Origin of the sequence: Leisingera methylohalidivorans DSM 14336 (assembly GCF_000511355.1) — a bacterium.
In the GTDB taxonomy this organism is placed as follows: domain Bacteria; phylum Pseudomonadota; class Alphaproteobacteria; order Rhodobacterales; family Rhodobacteraceae; genus Leisingera; species Leisingera methylohalidivorans.
Map to the genome: position 1 here is coordinate 132,376 of NC_023136.1, position 12,993 is coordinate 145,368.

7 protein-coding genes and 6 pseudogenes are annotated in these 12,993 nt (G+C 59.7%); 8 read left to right on the forward strand and 5 right to left on the reverse strand.

The annotated features are described in order from the left end of the window. Positions 1-4: 4 nt before the first annotated feature. On the reverse strand, positions 5-1,063 hold the full coding sequence (locus METH_RS21795; RefSeq protein WP_024092471.1) for a class I SAM-dependent methyltransferase: 1,059 nt from the start codon (positions 1,061-1,063) through the stop codon (positions 5-7). A 110-nt stretch (positions 1,064-1,173) separates the two neighbouring features. On the opposite strand from METH_RS21795, the gene METH_RS21800 reads away from it, so the two are divergent. Beyond that, positions 1,174-2,196 (forward strand): GlxA family transcriptional regulator, encoded by a 1,023-nt coding sequence (locus METH_RS21800; protein WP_024092472.1) that lies wholly within the window; start codon positions 1,174-1,176, stop codon positions 2,194-2,196. Positions 2,197-2,809: 613 nt separating this feature from the next. Here the strand turns inward: METH_RS21800 and METH_RS21805 are convergent. Beyond that, positions 2,810-3,835 carry an IS110 family RNA-guided transposase gene (locus METH_RS21805; protein WP_024092473.1) on the reverse strand — a complete coding sequence of 342 codons (1,026 nt, stop codon included), beginning with the start codon at positions 3,833-3,835 and terminating at the stop codon, positions 2,810-2,812. Positions 3,836-4,019: 184 nt separating this feature from the next. Between METH_RS21805 and METH_RS21810 the strand changes: the two are divergent. From METH_RS21810 to METH_RS21825, 4 pseudogenes are all read left to right on the forward strand, one after another. Next, positions 4,020-5,502 (forward strand): annotated as a pseudogene (locus METH_RS21810) (IS1182 family transposase). Positions 5,503-5,768: 266 nt separating this feature from the next. Further along, a pseudogene (locus METH_RS21815) lies at positions 5,769-6,011 on the forward strand (transposase); the annotation flags it as partial. A gap of 224 nt (positions 6,012-6,235) precedes the next feature. Continuing rightward, a pseudogene (locus tag METH_RS21820) lies at positions 6,236-7,574 on the forward strand (IS110 family RNA-guided transposase). Beyond that, a pseudogene (locus METH_RS21825) lies at positions 7,575-8,465 on the forward strand (IS3 family transposase); the annotation flags it as partial. Positions 8,466-8,748: 283 nt separating this feature from the next. Here METH_RS21825 and METH_RS21830 read toward each other — a convergent pair. Then, positions 8,749-9,660: a LysR substrate-binding domain-containing protein gene (locus tag METH_RS21830; RefSeq protein WP_169731267.1), complete on the reverse strand. Its 912-nt coding sequence runs from the start codon at positions 9,658-9,660 to the stop codon at positions 8,749-8,751. A 93-nt stretch (positions 9,661-9,753) separates the two neighbouring features. Here METH_RS21830 and METH_RS21835 point away from each other — a divergent pair, with 93 nt between their 5' ends. Beyond that, a complete protein-coding gene (locus tag METH_RS21835; protein WP_024092480.1) occupies positions 9,754-10,527 on the forward strand; it encodes a CmcJ/NvfI family oxidoreductase in 774 nt (257 codons plus the stop codon). Between the two features lie 11 nt (positions 10,528-10,538). Next, complete coding sequence (locus METH_RS23655; RefSeq protein ID WP_084013887.1) at positions 10,539-10,931, forward strand: GFA family protein; 393 nt, start codon at positions 10,539-10,541, stop codon at positions 10,929-10,931. 4 nt (positions 10,932-10,935) lie between these two features. Here the strand turns inward: METH_RS23655 and METH_RS24420 are convergent, their stop codons facing one another. Continuing rightward, positions 10,936-11,220: a hypothetical protein gene (locus METH_RS24420; protein WP_169731264.1), complete on the reverse strand. Its 285-nt coding sequence runs from the start codon at positions 11,218-11,220 to the stop codon at positions 10,936-10,938. On the opposite strand from METH_RS24420, the pseudogene METH_RS25065 reads away from it, so the two are divergent. Then, positions 11,156-11,461: pseudogene (locus tag METH_RS25065) on the forward strand (IS6 family transposase); the annotation flags it as partial. The gene METH_RS24420 and the pseudogene METH_RS25065 overlap by 65 nt on opposite strands. A 30-nt stretch (positions 11,462-11,491) precedes the next feature. Here METH_RS25065 and METH_RS21845 read toward each other — a convergent pair. After that, positions 11,492-12,739: pseudogene (locus METH_RS21845) on the reverse strand (IS256 family transposase). Between the last annotated feature and the right edge of the window lie 254 nt (positions 12,740-12,993).

A 12,993-nucleotide genomic window follows, 5' to 3' on the forward strand; every position in this document is an offset into this window, starting at 1 on the left:
GGTTTCAGGGCCTCGCTTCGAGGATCAGGTTGAACGGCGTCTCGGTCGCGCGGCGGAAGTGCGAGAACCCGGCCTTGGCGAATACGTCCGCCAGACGTTCCTCACCCGCCTGCGCACCGAGCGCCCAGCCCCCGTCCTCCGACAGCGCATGCGCACAGCAGAGCGTAGTGGAGGCCGCGTAGTAGAGCCGCCCGACCGGGGTCAGGTTGTCCTCGACGCGATCCTGCGCATAGGGCTCGACCAGCATCACCGTGCCATCCTTGGCAAGCGTCTCGCGGGCCCGTTTGGCGGCGGTCACCGGATCGCCCATGTCGTGTAGGCAGTCGAAAAAGCAGATGAGGTCGAAGCCTGCCTCCGGCACGGAAGCGGCATCGGCCAACTCGAAGGAGACGCGATCCTCAACCCCGGCTTCCCTGGCATTCTCGCGGGCGGTTCGGATTGACGCCTCGTGCGTGTCGAAACCGCTGAAGTGCGATTTCGGAAAGGCCTCGGCCATGATGATCGAGGAATAGCCGTGTCCGCAGCCGATATCCGCGACGCGGCCGCCTGCCTTGAGCTTGTCTTCGACACCATCGAGCGCGGGCAGCCAGTTGGCCACCAGTTCACCGCGATAGGCGTTGCGGAAGAACGCGGCAGATCCGCAATGCAGGCGCGCGTCGTGGTTGCCCCACGGGACGCCTTCGCCGGTGCGGAAGGCGCGGATGGCCTGATCCTCGTCGAACCACATTGAGGCCGGCACGTCCCAGGCGGGCGGGATGTAGACGGGGCTGGTGTCGTCGGCCAGCACGACGGCGTGCTCGGGTGGCAGTTCGTAGGTCTGGCTTGAAGGATGATAGACCAGATAACCGCCCGCGGCCTGGCTGTTCAGCCATTCGCGTACATAGCGCTCGGCGCAACCGGCCCGGTCCGCGATCTCGCGCGAACTCATTGGTCCGGCCCCCGCCATTGCCTCGTAGAGCCCCAACTTGCGGCCCAGGCTGACCATCACGCCGCCATATCCGGCGGCAAGGTCGGTCACAGCCTTGTCGACGAAGGCGTTGAGTTTGTTGTCGTCCAACGACATGTGCGTTTCCTTTTGTATCGAGAACAGATGCACACATCCTGCCGGTTGCATTCCGGTCGCGTAAGATCGATACTCATCGAAATCGGTTCATTTGTGCCAAGGAGGAGAAAATGCCCCCCCGCGCGACCCATGTCAGCCTTATCGCTTTGCCCGAAGTGATGATCTCTCCGCTTGCCGGCCTCTATGAGGTTCTGACCCTGTTCGAAACGCTCGGCAGCTTCGACGACGCGATGCCCCGGGATCCACCCTTCGACGTGCAGATCGTCACCCCGCAAGACATGCCGGAAACCGGCGCCAGCGGGTTGCCGCATGGCGGCGGCATAACCTTAGACAAGGTTGACCGCACCGATATCGTGATCGTGCCCTCGATGCTGGTCGAGGACGCTGAATGGGTGCCCGGCCGATACCCGGAACTGGTGGATTGGCTTGTCGCCCGGCATGCTGAGGGCGCGATCCTGTGTTCGGCCTGCTCGGGCGTTCTGCTGCTGGCGGAAACCGGTCTGCTGGATGGGCGTGAGGCAACGATTCACTGGGCCTATGAGCACACGTTCCGGCGCAATTTCCCGAAGGTGCAGCTCAAGTTGCAGGAGGTGCTGGTCGCCAGCGGCGAGCGCCGAGATTTCGTGATGTCGGGCGCCTCGGCCTCGTGGCACGACCTGGTGCTCTACCTGATTGCCCGCCTCGTCGGACCGACAGCGGCGCAGGCCATCGCGCGATTCATGCTGTTGCAATGGCATGTGGACGGGCAGGCGCCCTATGTCACGTTCAACCCGCCACTCGATCACGGCGATGCGGTGGTGCGTGATCTCCAGGATTGGCTGAAGAAGAACTATACTATCGCCAGTCCGGTCGAGGAACTGGAGCGCCGGTCGGGCCTGCCGGGACGCAGCTTCAAGCGACGGTTCACAAAAGCGACGGGTACGCCGCCGATCAAATATGTCCAGTACCTTCGCGTCGAAGAGGCCAAGCGACGACTGGAACGCACCGATACGCCGATCGACCAGATCGGCTGGAACGTAGGATATGAGGAACCGGCGTTTTTCCGGCGCCTTTTCAAGCGTGTCACACGGCTGACGCCAAGTGAATATCGGCGCAAGTTCCGGATGCCGGAGTTTAACCGGTCACTGCTTTAGTCAGGCCAGCGGGACGCTGTTCTCTCTGTTTGGATGAGTTCCCTCAACGATCTTCCGGATCGGGTGGCTGGAAGCAAGCCTGTGGCGGCCTTATGCAGCCTCATACCGCCAGCAACCGGGGCAGCCGGGCGAGTTTTCCTGCGTCAAGCGTCAGGATGAAGCGGGACCGCACCCGCTCGGCGCCGCGATGGAGAGTCTGTCCACACCCTGTTAGTTGACCTTTCTAATCTCGCTGCAGGGTGCATGAATGGCCGGTCTTCGTGCTGCTTAGCTGCATGGGATTCTGTGCTCCTGCGGCATTTTTCATGCGGCGTGCGCCTGCAGCGAGATTTGGACACTTCTGCAATGGGCTGAGGCTGTTGTCTAATCGCACCTCGTAATGCAAGTCTTTTGTCTGGTGGCGGGCCGTCACCATTGCCGGGGGCAGTGTTGTCTTCGCGGTCGGCATCGGCCGCCGCATGATGGGGCTTCGCGGTTGAGCCTTCCAATGTGTGAAACGCACGCTTCGGACCAGGTGGCCAGCAGTGCAACAGCCTCAGCGGAATGGCTCTCCCCACGTCCCGGCGGAGACGTCTCGTGTTGCGTCAGCGCAGTCAGATGCGCCGATCTCTTTTCATGTCGGAGCGGCACCCGCCCGTTGGAGGGGCTCGCCAGATTTCAGCATCGCGTGCATGATGACGGCCAGTTTGCGGGCCACAGCGACGGCAGCGCGCTTGAAACCGATGGTTTCCCGTAGACGTAGTCCCCAATGACGCAGATCGCTGTCGGCGCGGGTTCGCGTCAGGACCACGGTTGCGGCCTCGTAGAGCAGACCTCTCAAATGGGCGTCGCCGCGCCGGGAGATGTGACCGCCGTAGTCGACTTCGCCGGACTGGTAACGGCGGGTCGTCAAGCCCAGCCAGGCCCAGACCGAACGCGACTTTCGGAAATTCTCCGGTTCCTCGATAGCTGTCACGAATGCGGACGCTGTAATTGCGCCGATGCCAGGAATCGACATCAGCAATCGGCAGGCATCGCTCTGCCGGGCTGTGGCCAGAACTTGCCGCGTGAGTTCCGCGGCCCGGGTGCGGACGCTACGCCAAGCCTCCAGGACCGGCATCAAGATACTGGCGAGGTCTTCCTGGCCGGAGAGCAGGCGGCGGACCTCTTCCTCGAACCGACTGCCCTTTCTGCGCGGGACAACCAGCCCGAAGGTCTTCATCAGACCCCGGATCTGGTTGGAGAGCTCGGTCGCAATCCGGACCAGCCGGGTGCGTGCCGCCACCAGTGTTCGCGTCAGCATGCTGTCGAAACCCTTCACCCGCACTTCGCGGTAGAACCCGACCTCGGCCAAATGCGCGAGGCCGTCGGCGTCGTTCGCGTCGGTCTTGTTCGGGGCCATGTCGAGCGCGGCCTTTGCATGGCGCGCATCGATGCAGATGGCTGGGAGCCCTTCCTTGCTCAACGCGTGAAAGAACCAGACAGATAGCGGGCCTATCTCGAATACGATCCGCTGCGCCGCAGGAGCGCGCCTGCGCAGAACTTCAGAGATCGCGCTCGGCTTGGAAGGACATTTACCCCGCCAGACCCGATTGCCGTCACGGCGCACAGAAATCGCCGTCTCTTTCAGTGACACGTCGAGGCCGATATACTCACACATGGTTGTTCTCCTTCTGATGCTTGGGCCCGGCGTCCAGTCGTGAGCCCATTTTTCCATCCTCTCGGGGAACAACCACCCGTTCAAAGGCATGAATCACTGACCTTACAACGACGCGCTCCCGCGATTACCCCATGTGTGAAAACTCCGGATGCTGTATGCTTTTCGGCAAAGACCGGAGGCAGGCATGTCGGGATATATCGAGGGTACGGACCGCAGTCAGGTGACACTTTTTCCGGCCCGGCTGGAAGACTGGATAGACGAGGATAATCCGGTCCGCGTGATTGACCTCTACGTGGACGAGATTGATCTTGGGGAGATCGGTTTCCTGCGGACGGCGCCGGCGCAGACAGGACGGCCCGGCTATCACCCTTCGGTCCTGCTGAAGCTGTTCATCTATGGCTATCTGAACCGCGCCCCTTCGAGCCGTGCCCTTGAGCGGGAGGCTGGGCGCAATGTCGAGGTGATGTGGCTGACGGGCCGGCTTGTCCCGGACCACAAGACGATCGCCGACTTCCGGCGCGAGTTCGAAGGACCAGGAATTGATCCGGGGGATCAATTTCCCTGAGAACGGCCCTGCGATCCGGCGGACCTGTGCGCAGTTCGTCGAACTCTGCCGCCGGATCGGGGTGCTGAAGGGGGATTGTGTTGCCATCGATGGCTCCAAGTTCAAGGCGGTGAATAATCGCGACAAGAACTTCACCAAAGGCAAGATCGCCAGCCGCACCGCCCATCTGGTCGCGAGCATCGAGCGCTACCTTGAAGAAATGGTCCGGGTCGACCGTCAGGAAGAGGGCGAGGCCCGGGCCGGGAAGATCGCCAACCTGGCGCAACGCTGCGAGCGCATCCGGCAGGAGATCGAGCGCCTGGTGGACATGGGCGAGGCGCTCAGGGAGAGCCCAGACAGGCAGATCTTCCTGACGGATCCGGATGCCCGCTCCATGGCCACCAGCGCCAAAGGCAGCGGTTTTGTGGGCTATAACGCCCAATCCGCAGTGGATACCGGGACCCATCTGATTGTCGCGCATGACGTGATCAATGCCGGGCATGACCGTGAACAGCTGTCATCGATGGCCAAGGCGGCGAAGGCCGCTCTCGGACGCGGCGAAATGAGCGCGGTCGCTGACAAGGGCTATTTCAGCGGCCGGGAAATTCTGGCCTGTCACGAGGCTGGCATCACCACAACCCTCCCCCGGCCCGAGACTTCGGGCAACCGCAAGAAGGGCATGTATGTGAAGGCCGACTTTGCCTGTGACGCGGATGCGGATATCTACCGATGCCCGGCAGGTGAGACGCTGACTTACCGCTACACGACCGAAGAAGGCGGCCTGGTGGTACGGCGATACTGGACCAACGTCTGTCAGACATGCCCTGTCAAGGCGCGCTGCACGACCGGCAAGGAACGTCGTATCACCCGATGGGAACACGAGCATTTGGTCGACGAGATGCGCGACCGCTTGAGCCGCAACCCGGCCTTGATGGGCCTCCGCCGCTCAACCGTCGAGCACCCGTTCGGCACGATCAAGAGCTGGATAGGAGCGACGCACTTCCGGATGCGAACGCTCAAGAACGTCCGCACCGAGATGGCCTTCCATGTCCTCGCCTATAACATCAAACGGATGATCGCCCTGATCGGGGTACGTGGGCTTCTGACAGCCATTCCGGCCTGATGGGCGGCGCTCAGCTCAAATCGTACCGCAAAAAACGCCACAAGATCACGGATTCAGCCCTCTCCGGCGTATAGGGCGCTAAAGTGACCCAAAATCCGGCTGCCCCCACAAAATCGACTGAAACATCCTCATCGTCGAGAAACCAGGCGAGTTTCCACACACCCTCAGCTCATTGCCGACTTGCGTTAGTGCAACGATGAATTTGGACCTGTCGCGGTTTGATGCCGCTCCTTTGATAGCATTTACTGCAACAAAGGAGACAAACTATGGGGCGTGGAAGGACTGACGAATTCCGCAAGGACGCGGTGCGCATTGCGTTGATCAGTGGGCTGACGCGCAAACAGGTGGCTGACGATCTGGGTGTCGGGATGTCGACGCTGAACAAATGGATCACGGCACACCGAGACCCGGATGTGGTGTCGAAGGAGGATTTGAGCCTTGCCCAAGAGAATGATCGGCTTCGGCGCGAGAACCGCATTCTTAAGGAGGAAAGGGAAATCTTAAAAAAGGTTCCGGGCCGCCGCCCGCCTGTGCGCAGTATAAACAGCTTGTGCTATGCTGCGCCTGAAGGGCAGTTGCCGATCGCTTATTGGTGGGATGGACCCCGTTAAAAAACGTGGCACATGGGCTGATGCGCACTTGAGAGTGGTGACGTCGCCATCGCGGCGATCCCGGTTAGGAAGATGACGAACTTGCATGGCTCACGTCCTTCGCCTTGAACGGAGGAGATGTCATGACAAAGCCCAAGACCGGCGACCACCCGGACCTGAAGATGGTCAACCCCAATGCGGCTGCGATCGATATCGGCTCGACCATGCACATGGCGGCTGTGAACCCCGACACGGACACCATGCCGGTGCGCGCCTTCGGGACGTTCACACAAGACCTGCACGACCTCGCCGAGTGGTTCCGGTCGTGCGACGTCACCAGCGTGGCCATGGAATCGACCGGCGTTTACTGGATACCGGCCTTCGAGATCCTGGAGGCGAATGGCTTCGAGGTCATCCTGGTGAATGCCCGCTATGCCAAGAATGTGCCAGGCCGCAAAACGGACGTCAGCGATGCGGGATGGCTGCGCCAGCTGCACTCTTATGGGTTGCTCCGTGGCAGTTTCCGCCCCGAGGCCGAGATCGCCACCCTGCGCGCCTACATGCGCCAACGGGAACGGCTCACTGAGTATGCTGCCGCCCATATCCAGCACATGCAGAAGGCACTCATGGAGATGAACCTGCAACTTCATCATGTCGTCTCCGACATCACTGGTGCGACCGGCATGCGGATCATCCGTGCCATCGTCGCCGGCGAGCGCGATCCGGAGGTTCTTGCCGCGTTCCGGGATGTCCGCTGCAAATCCTCTATGGACACGATCAAAGCCGCGCTGGTCGGCAACGACCGCGAGGAGCATGTCTTTGCCCTGACACAGTCGCTGGAGCTTTACGACTTCTACAAGGCACAGATCGAGACGTGCGACCGTAGGCTGGAGGCTGCGGTGGGGGCGCTGACGGTCCGCGCAGACGATGATCTGGCCCCGCTGCCCAAGGCGCGGATCAAGGGCAGGCAGCATAATGCGCCATCCTTCGATGTGCGGGCTGCGCTCTACGGGGTGTTGGGCACAGATCTGACGCAGATCCACGGCCTCGGGCCATCGCTGGCTCCGAAGCTGGTGGCCGAATGCGGCACGGACCTGCATGCCTGGAAGAGCGCCAAGCACTTCACGTCGTGGCTCTGTCTGGCCCCGGGGAACAAGATCTCTGGCGGCAAGCTGCTGTCTTCGCGGACGCGTCGATCTTCAAGCCGCGCCGCTGCACTTCTGCGGCTGGCTGCCGTCACAATTGGCCGGAGTGACACGGCCCTCGGCGCGGATCGGCAAGCAAAAGGCGGTGACGGCCACGGCGCGCAAGATTGCCGTTTTGTTCTACAATGCCATCCGCCATGGCATGGCCTACCAGGGTCAGGGGGCGGCAGCCTACGACGAGCGACACCGGCAACGTGTGCTCTCAAATCTCCAGCGTCGCGCGAAAACACTCGGCTATGCCTTGGCGCCCATGCCACAGGAGTTGGCTGTTTCTTAGGAAGGCCACGGTGTTCTTCGCGAGCCAAAAGCCGTGAGGTTTAAGTTCATTGAAGAACACCGAAATCAGTTTCCAACAGAACGCTTGTGTAAGGTTATGGACGTGAGCGCGCGTGGTTTGCGTGCATTCCGCAGCCGTCCTGCCAGTCGCAGGCAGCGATCTGATCTGGTGACATTGGCCCACATCAAGGAGCAATCGCGTCTCAGCCTGGGCAGCTATGGTCGGCCAAGAATGACTGAAGAGCTGAAGGAGATCGGACTGAATGTTGGGCATCGGCGTGTGGGCAGATTGATGCGACAGAACAGCATATCCGTTGTCAGGACCCGCAAACACAAGGCCACGACGGATAGCGACCACAAGTTCTACATCGCACCCAATCTGCTGGATCGGAATTTCATTGCCGACCAACCAAACCAAAAATGGGCTGGCGATATCAGCTACGTCTGGACCCGTGAGGGTTGGCGATACCTCGCTGTCATCCTGGACCTGCATTCCCGGCGGGTCATCGGTTGGGCCGTGAGCAATCGGATCAAACGGGACTTGGTGATCCGGGCGTTGAAGATGGCTATAGCCTTCAGATCACCGCCTATGGGCTGCATCCATCATACGGATCGTGGATCGCAATACTGTTCTCACGACTATCAGAAAATCCTGCAACAACACGGGTTCAGCGTGTCGATGAGCGGCAAAGGAAATTGCTATGACAATGCGGCCGTCGAGACCTTCTTCAAATCCATCAAGGCCGAGCTGATCTGGCGGCGATCATGGGAAACGCGGCGGCAGGCTGAGATGGCTATCTTCGAATACATCAACGGGTTCTATAACCCGCGCCGCCGCCACTCAGCACTGGGCTGGAAAAGTCCCGTCGCTTTCGAACGACAGGTGGCTTAAACGAGCACTTGGAGCGGCATCAAACCGCGACAGGTCCAATTTGGCCCGCGGGTGCCGGGACCAGCCGTGCACCTGATCGTCGATTTTTCCGGTGAAGCGTCCGCAATTGCAGGCGTTTTGCTAACCGTTCAGGCCAAAGAGCGCTGTTCTTCAGATGGCAGCGGGCATTCGGGCGGCGAGCGGCGGAGTCTGACTGCGAGCCCAGAGTTACAGATGCTGCGTGTTGTTCGAATGTCGGCCTTCGGCTCGAGTGCCTGCTATCGGCAAGCGGAGCCAAGAAGATTTACGCAACGTGGGTCAATGCAGTCTTCGCCCAGTCGACAAACTTATTTACCAATGGCGATATCTCGTCTTTCCGCCAGACAAGGTGATAGTTAAAAGCTGCCCGGTCGCGCCCGGCCGGGCCGAACAACTCGACAAGTGTTCCATTTTCGATCAGCTTTGCGACCGCCCGAAAACTCACCATTGCCACGCCTTGCCCCTGGACCGCGGCCCTGACGGCATGTGCTTCAAGTGACACTTTAATCATTGGGCATTTCGGAGCAAACTCGATATTGCGTTTGTTCATCCAGCTTCGCCAGGTTGGGGCTGCGGCGCGTTCGATGGGCCACTCTTCTTCAACAAGTGGAAGACCTTGAACATCGGCAGGTGTAACTGGTTCTGGATGGCTCCCCATAAGGTCCGGCGAGCACACTGGCAGGTAGAACTCTTTACCGAGAGAAACGGTTTCACATCCCGCTATATGACCTCGCCCGAAACGAATACAGACATCCGTTTCCTGTTTCGACGGGTCGAGTTTTTCATCGGTCGAAATGATGCGGACATTCTCGTTTGGGTAGCGGGATGTGAAACCCGGCAATAGGGGCAGCAATGTGAGTTCTGTGAAGCTGTTTGTCGTGCTGATCCGAAGGGCACGATTGTTCTGACGCGCCCAATGCTGCGAGATGCCATTCCTGATCGCTGAAATCGCCACAGACATATCCTCGAACAACAGCTGGCCTTCGGACGTCAAAGCAACCTGCCTGATACTTCGGACAAACAGTTTACAGTTCAAAATGGTTTCGAGCGCCCTGATCCTTTGCCCAACAGCCGCGGGGGTGACATTCATTTCGTTTGCAGCCTCTTTGAAGCTCAGGCGCCGTGCTGCAGCTTCAAAGGCACGAAGATGATCAAGGGGCGGGAGGTTCCTAGGCATAAGCATAGTATAGAACACCTATTTCATTGCTTAAAGATTCAAAGTTTGCGGCATTCCTGCTTCTTCTTCATTAGAACATGAGGAGGACGCAAAATGGATACAGTCGCAGAAATCACCTTTGTTGCTCAGAACGAAGAAAAGCCCTGCTATGTTATCAAGCCGCATGGACAGCCCGCAGAGCGGCGCGGTTTATTTGACGCGCAATCTGTGCGCATCCTGGACGCACGGTGCCAAGATGTTTTGCCACAGCTGGATGCCAATGGTTTTCAATTGGTGGCGTCGGAGACCCGGCTTGCTGAAGATATCGAAGAAGCAGATGTGCCCTCATTTGGATATGAGGAAGTTGAGCAGGCCATATTGGCAACAACGGGCGCAGCTGAGGTACTTATTATTGATCACACGATCCGCAGCAGCGCTCCTGGCAATAGCACACGCGGCACCGCGCGCCACGCTCATGTGGATTACACCAAACGATCTTTCATGGAAAAGCTCAAGACCCTAGGGATCTCCGTCGGGCACAGACGCGTCGCACAGATAAATGCCTGGCGACCTCTGAAAGAGCCGGTGCGCATCGCGCCTCTGGCACTGGCTGATTGCCAATCGGTCGCTCCGAATGACCTGGTCGCCTGTGATCTGGTCTACCCGGATCGGCGCGGTCAAATCTATGAGCTGCGCTACCGACCCTATCATCGGTGGTATTATTACCCGGAAATGACGCGTGACGAATTATTGCTGTTCAAGAGCATTGACCTCGCGGCTCCGGGAACCAGCGCAGCCTGCCCCCACAGCGCTTTTACGCATGCCGATGAAACTGCTGATCTTCCAGCACGGCGTAGCGTCGAATTCCGTACATGTGTACTCTACTAAGGACCAATGAGATGAAAAGCTACACCGGTGGCTGTCTGTGCCAAAAAATCACCTATCGCGTCGACGGGGGTTTGCGCCCGGTTATGGCATGCCATTGCAATCAATGCCGAAAAACAAGCGGCCATTATGTTGCCGCGACACAAACCCCGACTGCCAACCTGCATATCGCCGGGGACGTGACCTGGTTTCACGCGTCGAGGGATGCGCGCCGGGGCTTTTGCGGAACCTGCGGAGGTCAATTATTTTGGCAGCCTGGGGATCGTTCGGTCACGTCCATCTTTGCAGGGAGCCTAGACGGGGAAACTGGCCTCAAAATGGAAACACAAATCCATGTAGATACAAAAGGCGACTACTATGAATTGCCTGAAGTACCAATTTGCGAGCAGGATCCGATTGCTGGGTAATCGGTTAGTGGTACCACTGCAGCAAAGGTTCACTTTGTCCCCGCTCCTTGCTTGGCTTTCTGCCGGGCGGTTGAAGGCTCAGCAGTTCCGCGTGCCGCGTCATGCCGGGCAAAACGGCGAGTGCGCGGTTGCCGCTGGAGGCACTGCCGGGCAGCCCGTCTTTCCAGGAAACCAAATCCGCCTGGGTCACCTGATTGAGCCGCTTGCTGCCCAGATAAGGGATAATGAGATGGTCGACATCGTGGGTACGGCCGCGTTGCGTGGTCCGCTTCCCGCCCGAGATCATCACTCACGCGGTCTGGCTGCACGTTCGCCTCAACCTTAGCATGCGCGAAGTCGAGGAGATGCTGCTGGAGCGCGGCATCGACGTTTCCTACTAGATGGTCCGACGCTGGACCCGCAAGTTCGGGTCGCTGATCGCGCGCAACTTGCGCCGCCGGCAGGCCCGCCCCGGCGATGTCTGCCATTTGGATGAGGTCGTGGTGAAGATCGCGGACCGGTCATTATGGCTCTGGCGTGCCGTCGATGAGCTATTGTCAAATCTGGTGTTTGGACTGTCATCAAGGGGCGGCCTGATCTTGTGTTGATGGCTTTATGCCGTTGATGAAATCGACGCCTTCGATGACGTCTGCGAGATGAGCGAAGCCGCGCAGCTTGAGCCAGCTCTTCTCAGCGCATTGGCCGAGCTTGAACATCATGTGGAGCATCCCGTCCCGGTTCAGTCATCCCTTGGTGCGTTTCGTGCGGTGGCGGATGGTGGCGAACGCGCTCTCGATGGGATTTGACGTCCTGATGCTCTGTCAGTGCTGGGCGGGGAAGTCGTAGAAGATCAGCAGTTCGTCGCGGTCCTTGACCAGGCATTCGACGGCCTTGGGGTATTTCGCCTCGCAGGTGCCGACGAACAAGTCAAACTTCTTGCGGGCATCTTCACGGGTCTCGGCCTGCCAGATGTCGTGCAGCGCCTTCTTTGCCTTGGGCTGGCTGCGCTTTGGCAGATAGTTCAGAATGTTGCCCGTCTTATGCACCCAGCAGCGCTGTTGCCGGGTGGTGGGATAGACTTCCTCAAGAGCCGCCCAAAATCCCATGGCCCCATTGCCGACCGCCAGTTTCGGAGCGTTGAGGCCGCGGCTTTTGAGCCCCAGCAGGACCTCGCGCCAGCTTTGGGTGCTTTCCCGCACGCCGTCCTCAATGGCTAGGAAATGCTTCTCGCCGAGCGCATTTACGCCAATCACGACCAGGGCGCAGAGCCGGTCATCTGTGCCGCGCAAGCCGCTGTAAATCCCGTCGGCCCAGACATAGACCCATTCATCACGGCCAAGATTGGCCTTGCGCCAGGCGTCGTACTCGGCCGCCCATTGCGTCTTCAACCGCGCCACTGTCTTGGCCGAGAAGCCGGTCGCGTCCGGGCCCAGGAGCGCCTTGAGTGCCGCGCCCATCTCGGCCGTAGAGATGCCCTTGAGGTACAGCCAGAGCGGCGCCGCCTCGATCGACTTCGCCTTGCGGACGTAAGGCGGGACCAGCGCCGAGCGGAACGTCACCGGAGCGTTCGTCTTCGAGCGCACCTTCGGGATCTGCACCGTGACCGGGCCGATCCCGGTCTGCACGGCGCGTTCGGGGTGGTGTCCGTTGCGAACAACCGCGGCCCGGCCCTCCGGGGTGCGATGTTTCGCAAATTCGGCCAGGAAAGCGGCCAACTCCGCCTCGACAGCCGTTTGCAGAAGCTCCGGCGCGCCCTTGCGCAGAAGATCCGTCAGCGGGTCCGGCACGGTGTCTCGACCGGCAAATTCGATGATGGTAGCGTCATCCATGGTGGTGCGTGCTCGATGGTTGGTGGTTTGTTTGGCGACATCAAACCAACCAGATGCACCGCCAGCTTTCAAACCGCCCAAACACCAGATTCAGCCATAGCTCACGAAACTGTCGGGGGAAGTTGTTCACATGAGTCAATTTTCAGTGAAAATTTTGGGGCCTACCGGGGCACTCCTCAGCGGAAATCAACATCAGTACATTTTTAATACCATTGTTAGTTCGTTTTTTGAACTGGATGGGCGTGGGTTACCTA

Coding starts and splice junctions, on each gene's coding strand:
- METH_RS23655 (WP_084013887.1), top strand. CDS start 10,539: ATGAAAAGCTACACCGGTGGCTGTCTGTGCCAAAAAATCACCTATCGC.
- METH_RS21830 (WP_169731267.1), bottom strand. CDS start 9,660: ATGCCTAGGAACCTCCCGCCCCTTGATCATCTTCGTGCCTTTGAAGCT.
- METH_RS21805 (WP_024092473.1), bottom strand. CDS start 3,835: ATGTGTGAGTATATCGGCCTCGACGTGTCACTGAAAGAGACGGCGATT.
- METH_RS21800 (WP_024092472.1), top strand. CDS start 1,174: ATGCCCCCCCGCGCGACCCATGTCAGCCTTATCGCTTTGCCCGAAGTG.
- METH_RS21835 (WP_024092480.1), top strand. CDS start 9,754: ATGGATACAGTCGCAGAAATCACCTTTGTTGCTCAGAACGAAGAAAAG.
- METH_RS21795 (WP_024092471.1), bottom strand. CDS start 1,063: ATGTCGTTGGACGACAACAAACTCAACGCCTTCGTCGACAAGGCTGTG.